The organism is Streptomyces sp. NPDC005566 (assembly GCF_040605575.1).
GTDB lineage: Bacteria > Actinomycetota > Actinomycetes > Streptomycetales > Streptomycetaceae > Streptomyces.
In genome coordinates this window covers 123,924-147,597 of sequence record NZ_JBEXDB010000007.1, presented here as the reverse complement: position 1 = coordinate 147,597, position 23,674 = coordinate 123,924, and the positions used below count along the sequence as shown (strand labels likewise).

18 protein-coding genes and 1 pseudogene are annotated in these 23,674 nt (G+C 69.2%); 9 read left to right on the top strand and 10 right to left on the bottom strand.

The window, feature by feature from the left end:
* Window positions 1-260: 260 nt before the first annotated feature.
* The 5 genes from ABZS61_RS13265 to ABZS61_RS13245 all read left to right on the top strand — a co-directional run bounded on the left by ABZS61_RS13265 (window position 261) and on the right by ABZS61_RS13245 (window position 6,360).
* Complete coding sequence (locus ABZS61_RS13265; protein WP_356418851.1) at window positions 261-1,502, top strand: sugar ABC transporter substrate-binding protein; 1,242 nt, start codon at window positions 261-263, stop codon at window positions 1,500-1,502.
* A gap of 5 nt (window positions 1,503-1,507) precedes the next feature.
* Window positions 1,508-2,515: a sugar ABC transporter permease gene (locus ABZS61_RS13260; RefSeq protein ID WP_356418848.1), complete on the top strand. Its 1,008-nt coding sequence runs from the start codon at window positions 1,508-1,510 to the stop codon at window positions 2,513-2,515.
* On the top strand, window positions 2,512-3,387 hold the full coding sequence (locus ABZS61_RS13255) for a carbohydrate ABC transporter permease (protein WP_356418845.1): 876 nt from the start codon (window positions 2,512-2,514) through the stop codon (window positions 3,385-3,387). The genes ABZS61_RS13260 and ABZS61_RS13255 overlap by 4 nt, the downstream gene beginning before the upstream one ends.
* Window positions 3,388-3,474: 87 nt before the next feature.
* Window positions 3,475-4,677: a family 1 glycosylhydrolase gene (locus ABZS61_RS13250; protein WP_356418842.1), complete on the top strand. Its 1,203-nt coding sequence runs from the start codon at window positions 3,475-3,477 to the stop codon at window positions 4,675-4,677.
* Between the two features lie 168 nt (window positions 4,678-4,845).
* Window positions 4,846-6,360 (top strand): glucoamylase family protein, encoded by a 1,515-nt coding sequence (locus ABZS61_RS13245; RefSeq protein WP_356418839.1) that lies wholly within the window; start codon window positions 4,846-4,848, stop codon window positions 6,358-6,360.
* A 21-nt stretch (window positions 6,361-6,381) separates the two neighbouring features.
* Here ABZS61_RS13245 and ABZS61_RS13240 read toward each other — a convergent pair whose 3' ends face one another.
* On the bottom strand, window positions 6,382-7,431 hold the full coding sequence (locus ABZS61_RS13240) for a hypothetical protein (protein ID WP_356418837.1): 1,050 nt from the start codon (window positions 7,429-7,431) through the stop codon (window positions 6,382-6,384).
* Window positions 7,432-7,747: 316 nt separating this feature from the next.
* Here ABZS61_RS13240 and ABZS61_RS13235 point away from each other — a divergent pair, with 316 nt between their 5' ends.
* Window positions 7,748-9,871, top strand: coding sequence for a TPM domain-containing protein (locus ABZS61_RS13235; RefSeq protein WP_356419398.1), 2,124 nt, complete (start codon window positions 7,748-7,750; stop codon window positions 9,869-9,871).
* 80 nt (window positions 9,872-9,951) lie between these two features.
* Window positions 9,952-10,665 (top strand): PspA/IM30 family protein, encoded by a 714-nt coding sequence (locus tag ABZS61_RS13230; RefSeq protein ID WP_356418834.1) that lies wholly within the window; start codon window positions 9,952-9,954, stop codon window positions 10,663-10,665.
* 45 nt (window positions 10,666-10,710) lie between these two features.
* On the opposite strand, the gene ABZS61_RS13225 is transcribed toward ABZS61_RS13230, so the two are convergent.
* The 6 genes and pseudogenes from ABZS61_RS13225 to ABZS61_RS13200 all read right to left on the bottom strand — a co-directional run bounded on the left by ABZS61_RS13225 (window position 10,711) and on the right by ABZS61_RS13200 (window position 16,416).
* Window positions 10,711-13,299 carry a SpoIIE family protein phosphatase gene (locus ABZS61_RS13225; protein WP_356419395.1) on the bottom strand — a complete coding sequence of 863 codons (2,589 nt, stop codon included), beginning with the start codon at window positions 13,297-13,299 and terminating at the stop codon, window positions 10,711-10,713.
* 193 nt (window positions 13,300-13,492) lie between these two features.
* Entirely contained in the window at window positions 13,493-13,930 is a 438-nt protein-coding gene (locus tag ABZS61_RS13220; protein ID WP_356418831.1) for an ATP-binding protein, read from the bottom strand.
* A gap of 122 nt (window positions 13,931-14,052) precedes the next feature.
* Window positions 14,053-14,454, bottom strand: coding sequence for an NUDIX domain-containing protein (locus tag ABZS61_RS13215; protein ID WP_356418828.1), 402 nt, complete (start codon window positions 14,452-14,454; stop codon window positions 14,053-14,055).
* Between the two features lie 383 nt (window positions 14,455-14,837).
* Window positions 14,838-15,038, bottom strand: a complete 201-nt coding sequence (locus tag ABZS61_RS13210) for an SPOR domain-containing protein (protein ID WP_356418825.1) — start codon at window positions 15,036-15,038, stop codon at window positions 14,838-14,840.
* 182 nt (window positions 15,039-15,220) lie between these two features.
* Window positions 15,221-15,472, bottom strand: a pseudogene (locus ABZS61_RS13205) (hypothetical protein); the annotation flags it as partial.
* Window positions 15,473-15,663: 191 nt separating this feature from the next.
* Window positions 15,664-16,416 (bottom strand): GntR family transcriptional regulator, encoded by a 753-nt coding sequence (locus ABZS61_RS13200; protein ID WP_356418823.1) that lies wholly within the window; start codon window positions 16,414-16,416, stop codon window positions 15,664-15,666.
* Window positions 16,417-16,646: 230 nt separating this feature from the next.
* On the opposite strand from ABZS61_RS13200, the gene ABZS61_RS13195 reads away from it, so the two are divergent.
* A complete protein-coding gene (locus ABZS61_RS13195) occupies window positions 16,647-18,023 on the top strand; it encodes a glycoside hydrolase family 18 protein (RefSeq protein WP_356418822.1) in 1,377 nt (458 codons plus the stop codon).
* A gap of 106 nt (window positions 18,024-18,129) precedes the next feature.
* On the opposite strand, the gene ABZS61_RS13190 is transcribed toward ABZS61_RS13195, so the two are convergent.
* A complete protein-coding gene (locus ABZS61_RS13190; RefSeq protein WP_356418819.1) occupies window positions 18,130-19,713 on the bottom strand; it encodes a S8 family serine peptidase in 1,584 nt (527 codons plus the stop codon).
* 269 nt (window positions 19,714-19,982) lie between these two features.
* On the opposite strand from ABZS61_RS13190, the gene ABZS61_RS13185 reads away from it, so the two are divergent.
* Window positions 19,983-21,083, top strand: a complete 1,101-nt coding sequence (locus ABZS61_RS13185; RefSeq protein ID WP_356418816.1) for a threonine synthase — start codon at window positions 19,983-19,985, stop codon at window positions 21,081-21,083.
* A gap of 77 nt (window positions 21,084-21,160) precedes the next feature.
* Here ABZS61_RS13185 and ABZS61_RS13180 read toward each other — a convergent pair whose 3' ends face one another.
* Both ABZS61_RS13180 and ABZS61_RS13175 read right to left on the bottom strand, forming a co-directional pair.
* A complete protein-coding gene (locus ABZS61_RS13180) occupies window positions 21,161-21,643 on the bottom strand; it encodes a cupin domain-containing protein (protein ID WP_356418813.1) in 483 nt (160 codons plus the stop codon).
* A 629-nt stretch (window positions 21,644-22,272) separates the two neighbouring features.
* A complete protein-coding gene (locus ABZS61_RS13175) occupies window positions 22,273-23,667 on the bottom strand; it encodes an FAD-binding oxidoreductase (protein ID WP_356418810.1) in 1,395 nt (464 codons plus the stop codon).
* Window positions 23,668-23,674: the final 7 nt, after the last annotated feature.

Sequence of the window (23,674 nt, the reverse complement as noted above, 5' to 3'; positions counted from 1 at the left end):
CGCTCGTTTTCGCATCTCGAACCCTTTTTGGATCTCCGCCGAACCCTTGCCGAACCCCTCCCAATCAAGCGGAATCAGTCACATCCACTTCTAATTCGCAAACGGCACGCTTACCGTTCCACAGTCGCGCCCCGAGACGTCGAGCACGTTGCACGAGTGTGACCCGGCACCCCCTTGCGGATTCACGAAGGACTGTCGCAGAGTGATGTATGCGCTTACAGGCAGCGCATACATTCGGATTGCTCAAGGAGGAGCCCTCCATGTCCCGCACCGCCAGAACCGTCTCCGCCGGTATCGCAGTCGCGCTCGCCTTCGGCATCACTGCCTGCGGGAGCTCCGGCGCCGACGTCGCCGCGGACAAGCAGCAGACGCTCACCGTCTGGGCCATGGGCGCCGAGGGCGAGAAGCTCGCGGATGTGGCCAAGGTCTACGAGAAGGCCAACCCCCACATCACCGTCAAGGTGACCCCGGTCGGCTGGGACGTCGCCCACCAGAAGCTGGTCTCCGCCGCCGCGGCCGGCACCCTGCCGGATGTGGCGCAGATGGGCGGGAGCTACATGGGCGAGTTCGCCGAGCTCGGCGTCCTGGAGCCGGTCGACACCAAGACCTTCGACAAGAAGGACTTCTTCCCCGCGGGCTGGAACCAGGGCGAGGTCGACGGCACCGCGTACGGCGTGCCGTGGTACGTCGACACGCGCGTCCTCTACTACCGCACCGACCTGGCCGAGAAGGCCGGTGTCGACGAGGCGCCGTCCGACTGGCAGGAGATGCAGGACCTCGCCACCGCGTACCAGAAGAAGGCGGGCACCAAGTGGGGCCTGTCCATCCAGCCCAGCGGCCTGGACACGGTGCAGAACTTCTACTCCTTCCTGTACTCCGCCGGCGGCGAGATCGTCAACGACAAGGGCGAGGCGGTCATCGACAGCCCCGAGGCTGTCAGGGCACTCAAGGAGTACGGCTCGTACTTCGACAAGGGACTCTCCAACAAGTCCGTTCAGCCCGGCTACGACGTGGTGAAGGACTTCGGCAACGGCCGGGTCCCCATGTTCTTCGGCGGCCCTTGGCACGTCACCCTGCTGAACGAGGGCCAGCCGCAGCTCAAGGGCAAGTGGGCGGTGGCGGCCGTGCCCGCGGACAAGTCCTCGGTCTCCATGGCGGGCGGGTCTTCCCTGGTGGTCTCCAAGGACAGCGAGCACAAGGCCGCCGCCACGGAGCTCATCAAGTACCTCACGGGCGCCGAGGGCCAGGCGGACTGGTACGAGCGCACCAAGGACCTTCCCGCGAACACCGCGGCCTGGACCTCCGGCAAGCTCGCCGACGACACGAACCTCCAGATCTTCAAGACGCAGATGGACACCGCCAAGTCCTCGCCGTCCACGGCCACGTGGACGGAGATCACCGACAAGGTCGACCAGGCCATCGCGAAGGTGACACAGGGCAAGGCTTCCCCCGAGGACGCGCTGAAGACCGCGCAGTCCGAGATCGAAGGCCTCGTGAAGTAGGAGCCATGAGCACTACGACCGGAAAGGCCGCGCGGGCGGCCGAGGTGCGGGGCGGACCCGGGACTTCTCCGTCTCCGGGCGTCCTGCCCCATGACCAGCGGGGCCGGCCGGGCCGTCAGGGGCACAAGGCGTCGATGGGTGTGCAGAACGCGGCCGGCTGGCTGTTCTCCACCCCCTTCCTCGTCCTCTTCACCGTCTTCATGGCGTTCCCGATCCTCGCCACTCTGCTGATGAGTTTCACGGACTTCGGGCTGCGTAATGTCACGCGCCCGCTGGATGCGAACTTCATCGGCTTCGAGAACTACGTCAATCTCTTCAGCGACGAGAAGTTCCTGAAGTCGCTCTTCAATACGGCGTATTTCGTGGTGATCGGCGTCCCCCTGACCATCGCCCTCGGACTGGTCGTCGCCGTACTGCTGAACAACGGCATCGACCGGGCAAGGACCTTCTTCCGCGTCGGTTTCTACGCACCGGTGGTCACCACGATCGTGGCGGTCGCCGTGGTGTGGCGCTTCGTGCTGGATCCGAGCGACGGCCTCATCGCCGGTCTCTTCTCCGAAGTGGGGCTGACGGCTCCGGATTTCCTCGGCTCGGAGACGCTGGCCATGCCGTCGATGATCGTGATGGCGGTCTGGCGCAACGTCGGTACGGTCATGGTGCTCTTCATCGCAGGTCTGCAGGCCATCCCCACCGAGGTCCGGGAAGCCGCCAAGCTCGACGGCGCCGGAGTGTGGCAGGAGTTCCGCGGGATCACCGTGCCCCTGCTGCGGCCCACGGTCCTCTACGCCACGGTCATCACGACCATCGGGTACCTCAATGTGTTCGAGGAACCGTTCGTGATGACGCAGGGCGGTCCGTCCGACTCCACGCTCACCGTGTCGCTGAACATGTACCGCGAGGGCTTCAATTTCTTCCACATGGGCTATGCGAGCGCCATGGCGTATGTCCTCTTCGTAGTGATCATGGGCATCACGGTGCTGCAGCTCCGACTGCTGAAGGACAACACGAAATGACCGTCGGCAATGCACCCGGTGCCGTACGGACGGCGCCGGCGAGGAAGCCCCGGAACCTGAGGCGTCCCCTGGTCTACACCCTGCTCTCGCTGGGTCTGCTGATCATGTCTGCGCCGTTCCTGTGGATGGCCCTCTCGTCGCTCAAGACGACCTCCGAGCTGTCGGCCAGTCCCCCCGTGTGGATTCCCACCGAGTGGACCCTGGACAACTTCCGTGAGCTGCTCGACAAGCTGAATCTGCCGCTCTACTTCATGAACTCCGTGATCGTGGCGGTGCTGGTCACCGTCTCGAATCTGGTGTTCTGCTCGATGCTCGGGTACGCGCTGGCCAAGCTGAACTTCGTCGGCCGCAACAAGATCTTCGGAGTCGTCCTCGGCGCTCTGATGGTCCCCGGAAACCTGATGCTGCTGCCGCTGTTCGTGCTGATGAGCAAGCTCCAGTTGATCGACTCGTACGCAGGTCTGGTGCTGCCCTTCGCCGCCGGGGCCTTCGGGGTCTTCCTGATGCGGCAGTTCATGCAGTCGATCCCGGACGAGCTGCTGGAGGCCGCCAGGATGGACGGTGCGGGCGAGTGGTACATCTTCTGGCGGATCGTGATGCCGCTGGTGAAGCCCGCCCTCGCGACGCTCTCGATCTTCACCTTCCTCGGATCCTGGAACAACTTCGTCTGGCCCCTGATCGCGACCAACGATCCGGACAAGTACACCCTCCCCGTCGCCCTCGCCACGTTCGCGACGGACCCCAACAAGGCCGGCGGCTCCAACGGGATGCTGATGGCCGGAGCGTTCCTTGTCGTACTGCCGGTGCTGATCCTCTTCATCGCCCTGCAGCGGCATTTCACCCAGGGCATCGCCACGGCGGGCTTGAAGTAACCCGCCCGCGCAGCCCCACGCACACCCACGAGGCCGTGCCCCACCCTCCCGGCCACGCCCCTTCACGCACAAGAGAGACATTCCGCGATGACGCACACCCCGGTCCCGTTCCCCGAAGGCTTCCTGTGGGGTGCCTCCACGGCCGCCCACCAGATCGAGGGCAACAACACCAACAGCGACTGGTGGGTCAAGGAGCACTCCACCGGCACCCACATCCAGGAGCCCAGCCTGGATGCCTGCGACAGCTACCACCGCTGGCGTGAGGACATGGACCTGCTGGCCGGACTGGGCTTCACGGACTACCGCTTCTCGATCGAATGGGCGCGCATCGAGCCGGCCGAGGGGCAGTTCTCCCGGGCCGAGCTCGCCCACTACCGGCGCATGGTCGAAGGGGCGATCGAGCGCGGCCTGCGCCCGATGGTCACCCTGCACCACTTCACCGTGCCGCAGTGGTTCGAGGCGCGCGGCGGCTGGACGGCCGACGGTGCCACGGAGCTCTTCGCCCGCTATGCCGCGGCCTGCGCGCCGGTGATCTCCACCGGTGTCAGCCACGTCTGCACGATCAACGAACCGAACATGATCGCTGTGATGGCGGGGCAGGCCAAGCGGGGTGACATCGGCTTCCCGCCCGCCGGTCTGCCCACCCCGGACGACGAGACCACGCAGGCCGTCATCGCCGCCCACCACGCGGCCGTGAAGGAGATCAGGGACCTGGATGCCGGCATCCAGGTCGGCTGGACCATCGCCAACCAGGTCTACCAGGCAGTCCCTGGCGCCGAGGGCGTCACCGCCGCCTACCGCCACCCGCGCGAGGACATCTTCATCGAGGCATCCCGCGGCGACGACTGGATCGGTGTCCAGTCCTATACCCGCACCCGGATCGGTCACGACGGCCCGATTCCCGCGTCCGAGACGGTCGAGCGGACGCTGACGCAATGGGAGTACTACCCGGCCGCCGTCGGGTACGCCCTTCGCCACACCGCCGAGGTGGTCGGCAATGACGTGCCTCTGATCGTCACGGAGAACGGCATCGCGACCTCTGACGACACCCGCCGCGCCGACTACTACGCCGGCGCCCTGAATGAGGTGGCCTCCGCACTGGAGGACGGCCTCAACATCCAGGGCTACCTGGCCTGGAGCGCACTGGACAACTATGAATGGGGCTCCTTCAAGCCGACGTTCGGCCTGATCGCCGTCGACCTGGAGACCTTCGAGCGGACCGCGCGGCCGTCGGCCGTCTGGCTGGGCTCCCTCGGCCGCTCCCGCGAGCTGCCCCGCACCGCCGGCTGAGACCGGCCCGAGGACGGGGAGCCATGTGATGGCTCTCTCCAGTGGGGGAGTCGTCGGCACCTGACGGCCGGCGGCTCCCCCACTGCATTTCTGCGGCCGGACCTCGTCCGGTCGGCACCCGAATGTGAACATCCGCGACAGACGATGACTCTTCTTCGAGAGGTTCTGATGGACCGTCGAACATTTCTCACCGCTGCTGGGACCGGGGCCGCCGCCCTCTCCCTCGGAGCCGTCTCCGCTCCCTCCGTATCCGCCGCCCCGGCCGCTCCCACGGCCGGGCCGCTTCCGTCCACGCGCACCGCTCGTCCCCTTCATGCCTTTGATACACCGTTGCTGCTGCATTGGTTCCGCGATACGTACCGCTCGATCGAGGCGATGACGACGGACCTCGGTCTGGCCGCCGACAAGATCGAGCTCAGCGGGTCCGGCCCCGTCCCGTCCCGCCAGACCTCCCCCACCAACATCGGCTGCGGCCTGTGGGCCGCCGTGGCTGCCGCGGGGCTCGGTGTGATCGGCGAGGACGCGATGCTCCGCACGCTGGACCGCACGGTGTCCGCCGTCGAGAAACTGGAGCGCCACCACGGCTTCTGGCTCAACTGGTACGACGCCCACGACGGTTCGGTGCTGACGGAGTGGCCCGGCACGGGTGCTCCGGTCCGCCCGTTCCTCTCCTCCGTCGACAACGCCTGGCTGGTCACCGGCCTGCGGATCGCCGCCGACGCCGCGCCGTCCCTGCGCCCCCGCATCGGACGGATCCTCGCGACCGCCGACTGGTCCTACTACTACACGCCGTACGACCCCGCCGACCCGGTCGCCGGACCCGGCCAGCTGCGCGGTGGATTCTGGACCGATACCGAGGAGCCGACCGCCCACCACTACGGCGCCCTCAACACCGAGCCCCGCATGGCCAGTTATCTTGGCATCGCGGACGCCTCCCTGCCTGCCGAGCACTACTGGCACCTGCTGCGCACGATGCTTCCCGAACACGAGCAGGAGCAGCGCCCGCAGGGCGCGTACGCGGTCGTCGACGGTGTCCGTGTGTGGCAGGGGCACTACACGCACGGCGGGCGAAAGATCATCCCCACCTGGGGCGGTTCGATGTTCGAGGCCCTCATGGTGCCGCTGTTCGTGCCGGAGCCGGAGTGGTCACCGCGGTCCTGGGGCCTCACGCACCGGCGCTACGTCCGCAGCCAGATCGAGCACGGTCTCGACGAGGCGGAGTACGGATACTGGGGATTCTCCCCCTCCAACGTCCCCGAGGGCGGCTACCAGGAGTACGGCGTCGACGCGCTCGGCATGCAGGTCGACGGTTACGCCTCCAACACCGACCGCACGTACACCACGGACGGCTCGCCGCTTCCGGCCCCGTCCGCCTTCACCAACGGCGTGGTGACGCCGCACGCCTCATTTCTCGCCCTCCCGTACGCACCGCACGAGGCGGTGGCCAACCTCCTGGCGCTGGAGGCCGATTTCGGCGCGTACCACGACGGATACGGCTTCCGTGACTCGGTCAATGTCCACACCGGACGGGTCAGCGACTTCATGCTCGCGCTCGACCAGGGCATGATCGCCGCGGCGCTGGCGCAGGCCATCCGGCCCGGGCTGCTGCAGCGACCGTTCAGGACGGGTGGCTTCGGGTCGCGGGTGCGCCCCCTGCTCGCCAGGGAGCGGTTCGGTATCTGACCGCCCCGCCGCGGGGCGGACTCAATGCCAGCCTTCGCGGTAAGCCTTCCAGTCGCTCTCGCGAGCGGCGAAGTCGACGTAGAGCGCAACGCCGAAACGCGTCCGGTCGCGGTCCGTCCGTGCCAGGCCGAGCCTGGTACCGCGGACCGCGGCCTCGACCGTTTCCGCGGCGTCCCGGTGTCCGAGATCGTTCTCGTGGAAGAACGGCAGCCCCATCAGCAGGTCGGTGTCCTCGGGCGTCACCTCGAGGGCGAGCGCGGTCTGCTGAGCGACGAATCCGCCGTACGTCCCCTCGAACGGCATCCAGCTGTCGTACGACATCACGGCGATCTGGTCGACCCGCCCGGCGACTTCACCGAAGAACTCCTGCGACCACCATTTCTCCCTGCCGATGAGCGCGCCGAGGATGCTGTGCGCTGCGGGTACCGGATCGATCTGGTGGGCGGCAACGGAGAGCTGCGCTGTGCGGGCACCGGTGAGTTCGCCCAGGTCGTCGAGGAGGGACAGGTAGTGGCGGTCCCCGGAGTGCAGGGGCTCCAGGTCGAAGTGGACTCCGTCGAACCCCGCGTCGAGCATCTGCCGTGCGGAGGTGACGACGGCCGCGCGGGACGCGGTGCTTTCGAGGCGCAGACCGTCGGGCCCCTCGCTCGCCAGAACATCGCCGAGCCAGGCCTGCACCCGGATGCCGGGCAGGGTGCGGTGCACCGCGTCGATCAGCCACCGCGCCTTGGGATACCGCCTCCCCGGCAGGGTGCCGTCGTGCTCCAGCGGTCCGGCGTGCACGTAGAGGTCCTTGATGCCGGTCCCCTCTATCTGTGCGGCGAAGGCAGCCAGGTCTCCGTCGCCCTTGCGCCCGTCGACCCACGCATGGCCGAGCCAGATGGCATCACGGCCGCGGGTGCGGGTGTCCTCGCCCGGATCCCCGGTGTAGTTCAGCCGCAGCGCGATGCCCGCCGTCAGGACCGGCAGGACGAGCAGCAGGACCAGCGCCAGAGCGATACGCCTCGGCCAGGTCCACCGGAGGCGGACCCATCTGCTCCGCACCGTTCCGGCCGTCTTCCCTGTGCCCATGTCCGTACCCCCGAGTTTCGCTGTGGCGCCGCTTTACTGCCGACAGGACGCCCCTGCCGAGCGGCCCGCACCGCTTTCGTCCCTGGTGTCACAGACGCAATCCTCAGCCCCTTCCGTTCCTTCTTCGGCAGGTCGGGGTCGCCCGATCGGACGCGAAGCCGCGGCACGGCACTCCCCCGCCCCTCGTCCGTGCCGCCGTCCATCACGTTGCGACGCGGGGTGGTGGGCGCGGCTGTACGGCGGGGAGCCGGCCCGTCCACGGACTGGAGGCGCCGGGTCGCGAGGGGAACTGGGCGGACATAGCCTCCCAAATGTGATGCAGCCCGCGAGCCGTACCCGGATCTCCATACCCGCCAGGGTCTTCCTCGCCGTGCTGGCAGCGATGTGCTGGATCGCTCCGCCCTCTGTGCCGGTCGCCCGTGCCGACGACCCCGTCGCGCTGTCCCGTGACGGGCAGATCACCGACAAGGTGGGGGCTCTCGGCGACCGTGACCAGCAGGTCGAGTCCGCGCTCGACGAGTTGTTCGACAGCAGTCGGATCCAGCTCTTCGTCGTCTACGTACGCGACTTCTCCGGCCGCGACGCGCAGACCTGGGCCGACGAGACCGCGAACCGCAACGGGCTCGGACAGGACGACGTGCTGCTGGCCGTGGCCACGCACGACCGGCAGTACGCCTACTCCGTCGACCAGGGGTCGCGGCTCACCGACGGACAGCTCCAGGACGTGGCGAGCAACGCGATCGAACCGGCTCTGAGGGAGAACGACTGGGCCGGGGCCGCGATCGGCGCCGCGAACGGCTACGCCGCGGTGCTCGCCGGCCGGCCCGTTCCGGCCCCCGCGATCACGCCGGGGACCGCGGATCCCGGAACAGGCAGTGACTCCGACAGCGGCAGTGCGGGGAACCTGATCGTCCCGATCGCCGTCGTCGGCGCCGCAGGCGCGGTCGCCGCCTACGCGTACACCCGCCGCAGGAAGCGTGCATCGGGCCGGACCACCCCTGCCGCGGCCGGCTGGGGCAGCGGCGGAGCCCAGGAATCTGCGGAGCCGCCGACGCCGTTGCCGGAACTCGACGCACAGGCCAAGGCCGATCTGGTGGACACGGACGACGCCGTGCGCACCAGCGAGGAAGAGCTCGGATTCGCCACCGCGCAGTTCGGTGAGGAGGCGGCTGCTCCGTTCACCCAGGCCGTCGACCACGCCAAGTCGGAGCTGACGGCGGCCTTCCGCTTGCGGCAGCAGCTCGACGACGCCTTCCCGGAGGACGACGCGACACGGCGCCGCATGCTCGACGAGATCGTCAGCCGCTGCGCGGAGGCGAACGGACGTCTGGACGCCGTGGCCGAGGACTTCGACCGGCTGCGCGCCCTCGAACGCACCGCGCCCCAGGCCTTGGCGGCTGCGGAGGCAACCTTCGACGACCTCTCCGGACGGATCTCCACGGCGGAGTCCACCCTCACCGGAATGCGCAGCCGGTACACGGAGTCGGCCGCCGCGCCCGTGGCCGACTCCGTCGGACAGGCCAAGGACCGGTTGCTGTTCGCCACGTCCGGTCTTGATGAGGCGCGCCAGGCCGTGGCCGGCGGCGACAACGCCAAGGCCGCGGTGTACGTCCGGGCCGCCGAGGGCGCGATCGGGCAGGCGTCCGCACTCGTCGATGCCGTGGACCGGCGTGCTGTGGAACTGGCCGAGGCGGCGGGCAGGCTGCCAGGTGCCCTCACCGAGACGGAAACGGATCTGGCCGATGCCGGAGGTCTGCTGAAGGGGACGGCCGAAGGAGTCTCCACCGCGGATCTGCAGGGCAGGATCGCGCGCGCAGCGTCGGTGCTGAGCGACGTACGGAGCGAGACGGAAGCCGGACCCTACGATCCCATCGACGCCCTGCGCAGGGTGGAGGAGGCGGACGCGGCGCTGGACGAAGCCCTTGCCGGGGCCCGCGAGCAGGAGCACGGAAACCTGCGCGCCCGCTCGCTCCTCGACCAGGCGATGCTCACGGCACGTTCGGCTATCGGGGCGGCCGCGGACTACATCACCACCAACAGGGGAGCGGTGGGCAGCCAGGCCCGCACCCGGCTGGCCGAGGCCCAGCGGCGGTGGGAACGGGCTCGCGAACTGAGCGAGTCGAACGATCCGCAGGGCGCCCTGGCCGAGGCCCAGCAGGCGGACGCGCTGGCGGGGATGGCACAGAGCCTGGCGGAACAGGACGTGCGGGCCTACCGGAACCAGAACGGTCCGGGCGGTGTACATGGAGGGGCAAGCGGGATGGGCGGGGCGGTTCTGGGCGGCATCCTCCTCGGCGGACTCCTCGGCGGGGGCGGCCGGGGCGGGGGTTTCGGAGGGGGGTTCCCGGGAGGTTTCGGAGGAGGAGGATTCTCAGGCGGGCCGGGCAGCTTCGGCGGCGGGGGTACCCGTGGCCGAAGGGGCGGCGGAGGCCGGTTCTGAGGTTCTCAACGGGCGGCGCGGTGCCTCAGCCGCGGATTCACGATGCGTCAGTCACTGTCATTCACACAAGGAGAGAGGCCATGACCAAGCAGACCATCCTCGGCCGCGTCACGCAGCTGGCGCGGGCCAACATCAACGCCCTGATCGACCAGGCGGAAGACCCTCAGAAGATGCTGGACCAGCTGATCCGCGAGTACACGGGCAACATCTCGGAGGCCGAGCAGGCCGTGGCCGCGACCATCGGCAACCTCCGGCTGATGGAGCAGGATCACCGGGAGGACGTCGATGCGGCGCGGGAGTGGGGGCAGAAGGCCCTCGCGGCCAGCAAGAAGGCGGACGAGTTGCGCGCTGCGGGATCGGCCGCCGACGCCGACAAGTTCGACAACCTGGCGAAGGTCGCACTGGGCCGCCAGCTCCAGGCGGAGCAGGAAGCCAGGACCGCCGAGCCCACCATCGCCTCGCAGACGGTGGTGGTGGACAAGCTGAAGGCGGGCCTGGACCAGATGAAGACCAAGCTGACCCAGCTGAAGTCCAAACGCGACGAGCTGGTTGCGCGCTCCAAGTCCGCCCAGGCGCAGAACCAGATGATGGACGCGGTGAAGAGCATCGACGTCATGGATCCGACGAGTGAGCTCAGCCGCTTCGAGGACAAGGTGCGGCGCGAGGAGGCGAAGGCGGTGGGCAAGCAGGAGCTTGCCGCGTCGTCCCTGGACGCACAGTTCGAGCAGCTGGACAGCCTCGGTGAGAGCGCGGAGGTCGAGGCCCGGCTCGCCGCCCTGAAATCCGGGTCATGAAACGACCGGTGCGTCGGCTCCGCCTGCCCGTACGCACCCGCCCCGTCAGTACATGCTCAGCAGCTGCTCGACCGAGAGTTCGGCAGCCGGCTCGCCGTCGGGCAGCGCCAGCTCGAACCACACCGTTTTGCCTCGCGGTGTCCGTCGTGACCCCCAGGCCGCGCTCAGCAGTCCGACCAACTGCAGTCCACGACCGCCCTCGTCGGTGTCGCGTGCCCGCCTGCGCCGTGGCTGGACCAGGCCCGCGTCCCATACCTCGCACACGAGGGTGCGGTCGCGCAGCAGCCTGAGCCTGATCTCGCCCTCGCCGTAACGCAGCGCATTGGTGACGAGCTCGCTGACCAGCAGTTCGGTGGTGTCCACCAGGTCGTCGAGGTCCCACGAGGACAGCTGGGCACGGGCCAGCTCGCGGGCCCGGCCGACGGAACGGAGCTCGCGGGGAAGCCGCCAGTCGCCCACGGCATCCACCGGAAGCCCTTGGATGCGCGCCATCAGCAGGGCGATGTCGTCCTCGCCGTGGCGGGTGTCGAGGGTGGCCAGTACATGGTCACAGACCTCCTCGAGCGGCTGGGACGGCTCCGTGAGGGCGTCCCGGAAGGCCTGGAGGCCCTCGTCGAGGGGATGGTCGCGTGACTCGACGAGGCCGTCGGTGTAGAGGGCGAGGAGGGCGCCCTCCTTGAGCTCCACCTCGACCTCCTCGAAGGGCTCGCCACCGACTCCGAGCGGCATGCCGGGAGGAACGTCCAGCAGCAGGGCCGGTTCGCCCGGTTCGACCACCACGGGAGGGAGGTGACCGGCATTGGCGAAGGTGCACCGTCGGGTGACGGAGTCGTACACCGCGTACACACACGTCGCCAGATAGACCTCGGAGAGGTCCGCCTCGCGTGACTTGTGGGCGACGCGTGAGGGCCATTGGGCGCCGCCGCCTCCGCCGAAGGCGTCGTTCCGGTCGCCGCCGCCCGGGGTTCCGAGGCCGCGGGCGACCTCGTCGAGGGCGGAGAGCACCTCGGCCGGCTCCAGGTCCAGGAGCGCCAGGGTGCGTACGGCGGTGCGCAGCTCTCCCATGGCGACAGCGGCCCGCAGCCCACGGCCCATGACATCGCCGACGACGAGGGCCGTGCGGTGGCCGGGGAGTTCGATCACGTCGAACCAGTCACCGCCGACCTCGGTGGCCGTGTTGCCGGGGAGGTAGCGGCAGGCGATGTCGAGACCTGCTGCCTCCGGGTCGCCCGGGGGCAGCAGGCTGCGCTGGAGTATCAGCGCTCGTTCGTGTTCGCGCCGGTAGAGGCGGGCGTTGTCGATGCAGACGGCCGCACGTGCGGCAAGTTCGGTGGCCAGGGCCCGGTCGCGCTCGCCGAAGGGTTCGCTGCCCTTGGCGCGGGAGAACTGGACGAGACCGATGACGATGTCGTGCGCGACCATCGGCACGGCGAGCGTGGAGTGCACGAAGCCGCGTTCGTCACCGGGCACGTCCTCGACGTGGCCGCTGCGCAGGGCGACGGCACAGGGCGAGTTGAACGGATAGCGGTGGACCGCGCCGAGCGCGGGAGGTTTCGGGGCCGTGTTCCCTTCGGGACCGGCACCACCGCTCAGTCTCGGACCCGGCAGGCCGTCGGGGAGCGCGTCGGAGACGGCGCTGGCCTGGGCCACCCTGCGGAGTTCCGCCGAACCGCCGCCGGACTCCTGCCGGAGTCGGCCCCAGCTTCCGGGTGACGCCTCGTCGCCGGTGAGCAGTCCCTGGTAGAGGTCCACGGATGCCAGGTCGCAGAAACCGGGCACGGCGACGTCGAGCAGTTCCCGGGCCGTGGTCTCCAGATCGAGGGAGTTCCCGATGCGCGCACTGGCCTCGTTGAGAAGTGCGAGGTTACGACGGGCACTGGCTGCCTCGCGGGCGGCGATGTGCCGGCCCGTGACATCGGTGGCGAGTCCCGCGATGCCGATGGGACGTCCGGCGCCGCTGTGTACCCGGTAGAGGTTCATGGACCAGTGGCGCCGGTCGCTGGAGCCGGGGACGGTGCCGACCAGTTGGAGGTCGGTGACGGCGTCACCGGTTTCCAGGACACGCTTCAGGGTGCTGGAGAGCCGGTCGGCCTCCTGGCCGGCCAGGTAGTCGTCCACCGTGCGTCCGCGGTGGTCGTCCGCCTCGCCGCCGAAGACCGTGGCGAACCGCTGGTTGGCCCGTACGACCGTGAAGTCCGCGCCGAAGAGCACGAAGCCGAAGGGAGATTGACCGAAAATCGCCTGTGATGCGGCAAGATCAGTCTCGATGCGCCGGAGCGCCCGGACATCGACGACGATGCAGAGCGCGGCACGCTCGCCGCTCCCCGTCTCGCTCGGCATGACGTAGATCTCGGCAAGACCCTCGGCACCGCTCTCACCTGGGATCCGGAACGGGACGAGGCCCGTCCACTCCTTGCCGTCGAGGATCTCGCCAACCCGCCGATGGGCGTCCGAGCGCAGCTCGGCAGGCATGAACGCCTCGACCGGATCCCTACCCACCGCCTCGTGGGAGGCCATGCCGAACAGACCGGCGGCCCGCCGGCTCCACTGCTCGATCAGCCCGTCAGGCCCGATCGAGAAGGAGGCGACCCTGATGTAGTCATAGATCGAGCCAGGCGGGCTGCTCTGCCACACGACGTCGCCCGCCGACCCAGGTATTTCGCTCACGCGACCGTCCCCTCCAGCTCACACACCGGACCGGTCCTGCCCGCAGTATTCAGCACTACGGGGCTTACCGGCACGGCGTTCACGATCACAGCACGGTCTCAGTACCTTTCAGCCAGGTCCTGCCTGACCGCCGGTGATCGCTGTGCGTCCCCTCCCACTCCTAACCAGGGAGAGCGAGCTCGAACCACACCGTCTTGCCACTCTTTCCGCGCCGGGTCCCCCAGCGGCGCGCCGAACAAGCCACGAGCTGCAGTCCGCGCCCCCCTTCGTCCTCCGGTCCGGCCATGCGTTCGGTGGGCGCATCCGGAAGCGGATCGGAGACTTCCACGAGCAGGGCCTGCCCGTCAGCCCGCAAACCGGGCTCCACACCGTCCGGGTGCGGGCGCACGAGCCGCACTCCGATGGGGCCCGCCGCATAGCGCAGGGAATTGGTCACCAGTTCGCTCACGAGCAGCACGGCGATATCTCCCACCGCCGCGTCGAGCCCCCAGACGTGCAGCGCATCGCGTACCGCATGCCGGGCGCTGCGCACGGAGCCCGGCACCGCCGGAAAGCTCCACTCTGCGCAGTCGCCTTCGGTATCGGTCACGCCGATCACTTCCCAAGACCAAAAACGGGGGTGCACCCCATTCAGAGGGGATAATCAGCACATACCCGAAATTTGGTGCAGCCTATCGCAGGACCCGACAGGTGGGGCGTACGGGTGCATCCGCCAGGGGCTCAGATCAGCTCACCCATGGCGTGGAGATCGTCGAAGAGGAGCTGGTCGACCGGGGGGACCAGAGAGCGGTCCCCGTAGGAGAACCAGGCCATCTCGTCGATCTCACTGCTGGCTGCCAGCGTGCCCCGGTAGTCGCCGTAGTAGCAGCTCATGCGTACCACCACACCGTCCGGATGGCCGTGCGCCTGCGCCTCGTACGTACCCGCATGGATGACGGTCGACGGGACGACGGTCACCGTCAGTTCCTCCTCGACCTCACGCAGCAAGGTCTGCAGGTCCGTCTCCCCGTTCTCCCGCTTGCCTCCGGGGATGTAGAAGATGTCCTTCCCCTTCGGTCGCGCGCAGAGGATCCTGCCGTTCTCCATCCGCACCCAGGCCACCGTGTCGATCAGCACCGGCATCGTTCCGTCCTCACCATCGGTCTGCCGCCGCTTCGGATGCCGCGGCGTGCGGCTCGGGACGTTCGACAGCTCAGGACGTTCGACGGCTCAGCGCGTCCGACGGCTCTGGACTTTTCGACGCCTCGCCTGCGGTCGGCGCAACCGACAACACCCGGGCCGACCCCACGCCTGACGCACTGTCCGAGAGCGTGCGGAAAAGGGCTTCCGGGACGCGAATATACGGCGCCGTCCGGCATGCCGGGCTGTCACGCCCGCGGCGGACGGCAGCCGGGGCCGTCCTCGACTATGGACGGCCCCGGCGGCAGCTCGGAGTCACTCGGACCGCTGGGGTCCGTACGGGCGGCATACGGGGGCGGCCGGCGCGGCCCCGGAGGCCGCAGCCGTCAGGGGCGAGCGCTCTGGCCCACGCGCTCCACCCAGTAGAGCTGTTTGTGCCCGTGGCGCTCGAGGCCGTCCGCGGTCTTCTGCGCCTCGTCCTGTGTCGCGTAGCGACCGACGCGGTATCTGTTGCCGTTGTCGTCCTGCCGAATCACCAGCCAAGGGAGCACGGCACCGCTGTCGGTCATCGTGTCCCTCCCAAGCATTTCGCCCCTCTCCCCACTGGCGTGCACGTCTCTAAGGATCCCCAGGAAACCGCAGTACGCATATGCCCGAGCGTACGCCTGACCTTCACTCAGCGGATGCGTGTTTACACAAAGAGATACACATCCGGTCATGCGTGAGGGGGCGCACCCGTCCGGATGCGCCCCCTCGCACACTGTGCGCGTCAGTCGGCGGTCGTCCACGGTGTGGACACCGGCAGCAGTACCGGACCCGCCCCCTGTTCCTTTCTGCGGACATCGCCGCACTCCGCGTCCAACAAGCAGCACAGCGAGCAGCCCGATGGGCAGCACAGCAAGCAGATCGGCCCCGACCGGACCGTGCGGTCGGCGATGTCGGGCAACTCGCCCACGGTTTCACACACCCCGCAGGTGTGCGTGGCGGTGACGTCGGCGATCTCGACGCCCGGGCCGTTCACCTCGGCGGATCCTCGTTCGCCGGTCCGTACGCGGGTGACGGACGGGACGTCACGAGCCGGACATGACAAGGCTCCACTGCCGGTGATTGCCGCGGGTCAAGGACGCCGAAGGTGGGCTGATTGCTCGTCACGGACGGCGGACACACCAGCCCCCTGGCTGTCACCTTCGCCTGCGCGGCCCGCACGGCAGGTCACTTGACCGGCAGATGGTAGGCGATCCGGTAGCGGTCGGCGGGCACGACCACATCCGCGGTCTCCACGGCCCGCCCCGACGCGTAGTACGTGCGCCCGATCACCATCACCACATGCCCCGGCACACCACCGAGCGCCAGGAGCTCCTCCGCCAGCCCCGGGCGCGCGCCGACCTCCTCCGCCACGTTGTCCACGACGACGTCGATCGCGGCCATCCTGTCGACCACGCCGCAGCCGCCCAGCGGGCCCTCCTCCGGAAGCATCACCGGTGTACGGCCCGTGACGGCGAGAGGTTCCCAGGACGTCGAGAGCATCATCGGCTCGCCGGCGTCCCGGAAGACGTACCTCGTCCGCATCACCCGGTCGCCCGGCTCGATGCCGAGGCGCTCGGCGATCTCGGGACTGGCCCCCTCCTGCTCACTGCGGGACTCCCATGTCCCGCGCACGCCTTCCGCCGTCTGTTCCTGGCGGAACGGACTGGCGCCGGCGCCCGGCCGGTAGCCGGAGCGGGCGATCCGGCGCGGGACCGGACGCTCACGCACATACGTCCCGGAGCCCGACCGCCCCTCGACCAGCCCCTCGGCCATCAGCACCTTCCGCGCCTCCAGCGCGACGGTGTCCGAGACTCCGTACTCCTCGCGGATACGCGCCTGCGACGGCAGGCGGGTATGAGGCGGCAGCGCGCCGTTGACGATCTTCTCTCTGAGATCGCTCGCCACGCGCAGATAGGCGGGCTGCTCACCGAAAGTCACAGGCCACTCCCAACAGGTTGACAGACTGCAACAGCCTGGCAACCGTGGGTTGTACACCGCAAGCACAGGCCAAAGTTTCACTCGATGTGATGATTCCTTGCCGACCAGCGCATACCTCGCGCGGCATCTCCCAGGCTCTTGACCGTTTTTGGTCCAGACCAATACCTTCCTCTGCACAGCACGGCTCTCGCTGGCTCTCCAGCTCCGGCACACGCACAGGAACGAGTCCCATGCGTCGAAGAACCCTGTCCAGACTGACAACTGCCGCCTGCGCCTTCGCGCTGCTGGCCGGCATCGCCCCCGCGGCCACGGCCGACGGCGCCCACGACGGCGGCAGTCACGATGACCGCGGCGCGGGCCACAACCGCGCGTACAAGAGCATCGGTTACTTCACCCAGTGGGGCGTCTACGGACGCGACTTCCAGGTCAAGGACCTGGACACGAGCGGTGCGGCCGCCAGGCTCACCCACATCAACTACGCCTTCGGCAACGTCAGCCCCGAAGGCAAGTGCTTCACCGGCAATGTGCCCGGCGAGGCGGACGCGTGGGCGGACTACGCCCGTCCGCTGGATGCCGCGGGTTCGGTGGACGGCGTCGCCGACACCGACACCCAGGCCCTCGCGGGCAACTTCAACCAGCTGCGCGAGCTCAAGGCCAAGCACCCCGGCCTCAAGGTGATGATCTCGCTGGGCGGTTGGAGCTGGTCCACCCACTTCTCCGACGCGGCCCGCACGGCCGCCTCCCGCAAGGCCCTCGTCTCGTCCTGCATCGACCTGTACATCAAGGGCAACCTGCCCGTCGACGGCGTACGCGGGGGCGACGGGGCTGCTGCCGGCCTCTTCGACGGCATCGACATCGACTGGGAGTGGCCCGGTTCCGCCGGTGACACCGACACGGTCTACCGCCCCGAGGACAAGAAGAACTTCACCGCGCTGGTGCACGAGTTCCGCACCCAGCTCGACTCCTACGCGAAGGCGCAGAAGTCCCCGGCGAACCGGAAGACGCACAAGAAGCACTACGAGCTCTCGGCGTTCGTGCCCACCGCTCCCGCCAAGATCGACGCGGGTTTCGATGTCCGGCGCATCATGCGGGACTTCGACTTCGTCAACCTCCAGGGCTACGACTTCCACGTCTCCGGTGAGACGACGACCGCCCAGCAGTCCGCCCTGTACGCGAAGGGCGACTTCAGCGTCGACCAGACGGTCCGTGACTGGATCAGGCGCGGCGCCCCCGCCCGCAAGCTGGTGGTGGGCATGCCGTTCTACGGGCAGGGCTGGACCGGAGTGACCGGTGGCGGCGACGGTCTCGGGCAGCCGGCGACGGCACCCGCCCCGGCCACGTACGCGGCGGGCTACGAGGACTACAAGGCCCTCAAGAAGCTGGCCGACTCCGGGCAGTACACGGTGCACCGCGACACCCGCAACGGCCACGCCTGGCTGTTCGACGGGACGACCCTGTGGACGTACGACGACCCGCAGGTGCTGCGCGCCAAGACCTCGTACATCCGTGACCGCGGTCTCGGCGGTGCGATGTTCTGGTCGCTGGACGGCGACACGGACGACGGCGAGCTGATGTCCGCGGTCGACCGCGGGCTCAACCGCCGCTAGCTCCTCCCGTCCGGACCAGGCCGGGCTCACGGAGGAGGTGTGCGGGGCGGCTGCCGACGGCAGCCGCCCCGCGTGCGTTCATGTCCGGCTCAGAAGCGGTCCGGCATCAGAACTGCAGTGCCCAGGAGTTGATCCTCCCGGTGTCGTACGTGGCGTTGTCGCTGACCCTGAGCTTCCAGGCGCCGTTGGCGACCTCCGACGAAGCGTTCACCGTGTAGGTGGTGATCACGTTGTCGGCGCTGCCGCCGGTCCCGTACGCCTTCAGGTTGTAGACCGAACCGTCGGGCGCGACCAGGTCGATCCTGAGGTCGCCGGAGTAGGTGTGCGTGATGTTGACGGGAACGCTGAGTGCTGACGGCGCGTTACCACTGATACCGGAGACGGTGATCGGCGACTCGACCGTGGCGTTGTCGGCGATCGTGTAGCCGGTCGTGCTCTCGAACTTGGTGCCGGTGGGCGGCGGGGTGGTGCCGGTGCCGACGTTCAGCAGCTTGTTCGGCGACCCGGTGCCCGGGCTCGTCACCACGCCGCTGGTGGCTGCGGCGACCAGTCCCGCCGAGACCTGCGCCGGGGTCTGGCCCGGGTGGTCGGCGAGATACAGGGCGGCGGCACCGGCGACGTGCGGGCTTGCCATCGAGGTGCCCGAGATGGTGTTGCTCGCGCTGTCACCGGTGTTCCACGACGAGGTGATCGAGGAGCCCGGTGCGAAGATGTCCAGGACGGTGCCGTAGTTCGAGAAGCTCGAACGGGCGTCGGTGCTGGTGGTGGAGCCGACCGTGATGGCCTCGGCGACGCGCGCGGGGGACTTGGTGGAGGCGTTCGTCGACTCGTTGCCTGCCGCGACGGCGTAGGTGACGCCGGAGGCGATCGAGTTGCGCACGGCGGTGTCGAGCGCGGTGTCCGCGCCACCGCCCAGGCTCATGTTGGCGACGGCCGGCTTGACGGCGTTGGCCGTCACCCAGTCGATGCCCGCGACGACCTGCGCCGTGGTGCCGGAGCCGCTGTTGTCGAGGACGCGGACACCGACGATCTTCGCCTTCTTGGCGACGCCGTACGAGTTTCCGGCGACGGTGCCGGCCACGTGGGTGCCGTGGCCGTTGCCGTCCTGCGCGGTGTTGTCGTTGTCGATGGCGTCGTAGCCGCTCGACGCGCGGCCGCCGAAGTCACTGTGGCTGATGCGTACACCGGTGTCGATGATGTACGCGGTGACACCTTCTCCGGCCTTGTCCGGGTAGGTGTAGCTCTGGTTCAGCGGCAGGGCCGTCTGGTCGATCCGGTCCAGTCCCCACGAGGGCGGGGAGGGCTGGGTGCCCGAGATCGTGAAGGTCCGGTTCTGCACGACGGACTCGACTGCCGGGTCCGCGGCGAACTTCTTCGCCTGCTCGGCAGGGAGTTCGACGGCGTAGCCGTTGAGGGCCGCGCTGTAGGTCTTCTTGATCTTCGCGCCGTACTCCGCGGCGAGCGCCTTGCCGTCGGCGGAGCCGGCGTCGGCGGCGGATTCGTCGAGGGTGACGATGTAGCTGCCGCTGATGGCGCCCGGGGCGCCCGCGTTCTCGATCCGGCCTTCCGGCGCGCTCGGGGACGCGAGGGCCGGGAAGGCCGCCGCGGTCGAGAGGGCGAGGGCCGCGCCGGCTATGACGCTCGTCGCGGCCAGTCTTCGCGCGTAGCGTGCGTGACGCTTCACTGCCATGTGAGGGGTCCTCCTCGTTTGCGGTGCACTGGTGGGGGATGCCTGGGGGTGCATTGATCCGGTGCATGGGGGGTGCATTCGGTCGAGCGGGGTGCATGCGGCAAACAACAGCATGGGCATGACAAGCCAGTCGCGACAGAACCCCATCCGGGTTCCTCGTGAGCCGACGTGCCCTGCTGCCAGCGAAAGATTGGCCCATCCATAGGAATCGCACAAGACTGTCTTGGCATGAGCAATACATTCGCCACACGGCTGACATGCTGGCGGGCATGGCCACCTATCACTGCCCCCAGGACGGGACCCGCGCAGACACAAACGACCTGACCTGGTGTTGTCCGCTCTGCCGGGGCCCCTGGGACCTCGACTTCGACGTCCGGTCACCGATGTCTCTCGACTCGCTGACCGGACGCGTCAGTTCACTGTGGCGTTACGAAGAGGCGCTGCCTCTCGGCGATCCGGCGGTCAGCCTCGGCGAGGGCAGGACGCCGCTCGTCCCCCTCACCCCGAATGTCTCGGCCAAGCTCGACTACCTGATGCCGACGCTCTCCTTCAAGGACCGGGGCGCGGTCATGCTGGCCGAACTGGCCCGCCGGCTCGCCCCGGAGCAGGTCGTCGCGGACAGCAGCGGCAACGCGGGCACGGCCGTCGCCGCGTACTGCGCCCGGGCCGGCCTGCCCTGCACGGTGTACGTCCCCGAGGGCACGTCCCCGAAGAAGACCGAGCAGATCCGTGCGCACGGCGCCCGGCTGGAGATCGTGCCCGGCGACCGCGAGGCCACCGCACGGGCCGCCCGAGCCGCCGCCGACGCGCCCGGAACCTTCTACGCCTCCCACGTCTTCAACCCGTACTTCCTGCACGGCACGAAGACCTACGTCTACGAGATGTGGGAAGACCTGGGCGGCAGTCTGCCGGACGCGATCGCCGTGCCGGTCGGCAACGGCACCCTGCTCCTCGGCGCGGCCCTGGCCACGGCGGAACTCCTCGCCCAGGGCCTGATCGACCGCCGTCCCGCACTGATCGCCGTACAGGCCGAGGCCGTGTCCCCGCTCGCGGAGGCGTTCCGTGCGGGCGCCGGTGACCTGCTCGGCTCCCCCGGCCATGCGACTCCCACCCTCGCGGAGGGCATCGCCATCCCCCGCCCCCCGCGCGCCCGGCAGATCCTTGCGGCCGTCAGGGAGTCGGGCGGCACCTTCCTCACGGTCACCGAGGACCGGATCCGCGCCGCACAGCAGGATCTGGCGGCCCGCGGCTTCTTCGTCGAGACGACCGGGGTCGCCTGCTGGGCGGCCGTGGGTGACTGGACGGACCGCAGCGTCGTCGTACCCCTGTGCGGCGCAGGCCTCAAGACGGGCCTGGCGCCCGCGCCGTGACCGGAATCGTCCCGCGCCGTGACAGGAACCCCCGCGCTCACCGTGACCGGAGCCGCCCGGCGCCGTGACCGGAACCGTCAGTCCGTCCAGTACGTGTCGTGCCTGATGAAGAACTCGGCGCGCTCCTTCTCCGGCCAGTCGGAGACCTGCGACACCTTCTCGAAGTATTCCTCGCGCGGCGCCCCCGGCGTGAACAGCAGCAGCATCGAAGCGGGTGCGTCCGAGTCGTTGCGGAAGGCGTGCAGGCCGCCCTGCGGCACATACAGGAAGTCGCCCTCGGTCGTGTCGACCCAGCGCTCACCGTTGTAGATCCGCACCGTCCCGCCGAGGATGAAGAACGACTCCGAGATCGAGCGGTGGAAGTGCGTGGCAGGGCCACCGGCCCTGGGCGCCATGTTGATCCGGTAGAGACCGAACTCGCCGTGCGTCGACTCCGTCGTCGCCAGGTAGTGCGTGGTGCCGCCGCTGCGCGTCAGCAGACTCGGCGCGGTGTCCGCCGGGCGGTACTGCGCGCTGATCTCGCCCTCGCCGTCCGCGTAAACGGGTTCCGGATACGACATGCCGTTCTCCCTCTGCCCTGGAGCGGTCCGCTCCGATGTGCCGTGCGATCAGCCGTTCACCCCCGCGCCGCAGCCCTGCCTACCTTCGTAAGTGAGCCTCACGCGCATCTCTGTTCTCACGTCCTTGGTGGCGGCGCGCACTGATCGTTCCCCTGCCGCCGCACTCGTACGCGACCGGCGCGAGGGCCGCCGCCCCGTGGCGGCGCCACCGCCCGCCTCGTGCGCGCGGACGGGCCTCGCGCCACCCGGCACGTCCGCCGTCTCCGAGGACGCCTCCTGGACGCCGACGTCCACCGCCTTCGGCGAGGCGTCGGGTACCACCCCGACGTCGGCAACGGCTGTCTGCGCCACCGGGTCCCCGCCACGGGCACCGGATACACGGCGGCGGGCTGGCCTTCTACACACCACGGTACGACGGAGCCTTCCTCTCCGGGCTCTGCGCCCGCGACAAGGGCTCGCCGAGAGCCGCGAGGTGATCGCCGCCCTGCCGAGCTGGACCACCCACGACGTGCGCGTCGGTACGGAGACTTGGCACCGGCACACCCGCGGGCCGCGTCTCGCGGTACCGGCAGACGGTTCGACCCCGGACGGGCCCCGGAGCCCGACCTTGCCCGTCCGGCCGGTCCGGGTCATGGGGCGATGTTGTGATTCAGACGGAACAGGTTGGCGGGGTCGTACCGCCGCTTGACCGTCGTCAGCCGGTCGTAGTTCTGCCGGTAGTTGGCCCGGACCCGGTCCTGGTCGTCCTCTCCCATGAAGTTGACGTACGCGCCCTCCATCGAGTGGGGTCGCAGCGCCGCGGCGAAACGGCGCACCCAGTCCATGGTGGCCACGCACGCGTCGCGCGTGGGGAGGGTGGGGCTCAGCGCGGTCGAGAAGTCCGCGTCGCGGTAGGCGAACGCGGTCGCCTCGGGTGCGACCCGGTGGCAGGCGCCGTCGATGGGAAACACGACGGTCGAGCTCTGGACGGAAGGGGTTTCGGCGCCGTATTCCACGTACGCGTCGATGGCCCCGTCCGGCAGCCCCTTGCTGAACGTGCCCTTCCAGTAGTGGAAGAGCCCTGCGGGGAGCAGCTCGTCGAAGAGGGTGTTGATCACCGGGTACGGCATGCGCCCGACGTGCTGTCCGACGACCGGGCCCAGGTCGGCGAGGCGGGCACGTATCTCGTCGTCCTGCGTCTCGGGCCCGGCCCAGCAGGCGAGGACACCGCACAGCGGCCGCCCGTGCCAGCGCTCGGGCAGGAACGGGAGCGGCGGGCCGAGCCCGACGACCAGCAGTGCTCCGAGCCGTTCGTCGGACCCGGCGACCAGTTCCCGGTACCGCCGCAGTACGTCGCCGTCGAGCGGATAGAACGTCGGGCCGCCCAGGATGTCGGCCACGGGGTGCAGCCGGTAGGCGAAGGACGTGACGACGCCGAAGTTGCCACCGCCTCCCCGCAGGGCCCAGAACAGGTCCGTGTTCTCGTCGTCCGGCTCCCCCGTACAGGTCAGGAAGGATCCGTCGGCCACGACCACATCGGCCGAGACGAGGTTGTCGCAGACCAGCCCGCAGCTCCTGGCGAGATGGCCCATGCCTCCGCCGGTGGTGAGCCCGCCGATGCCGGTGCTGGAGACCACTCCCCCGGTGGTGGCCAGGCCGAAGGCGTGCGTGGCGTGGTTGAGGTCCGCCCATGTGCAGCCACCCTCGGCCCAGGCGGTGCGGGTCGTGGGGTCGACCCGGATTCCGCGCATCCTCGAAAGGTCCAGGACGACCCCGTCGTCGCAGGTTCCGTAGCCGGAGACGCTGTGGGCGCCGCCCCGTACCGCCAGGGCCAGGTCCTGCTCCCGGGCGAGGTTCACCGTCGCGATGACGTCGCCGGCGTCGGCGGCCCGGACGACGGCCGCGGGTCTCTTGTCGATCATCGCGTTGTAGACCGTGCGGGCCTCGTCGTAGCCGGTATCGCCGGGCTGGACGATGTCGCCGTGCACAGCCTCCCGCAGCCGCTCTGCGGCTGCGCCGTCCAGAGCTCGTGCAGAGGTGGTCATGATCGCC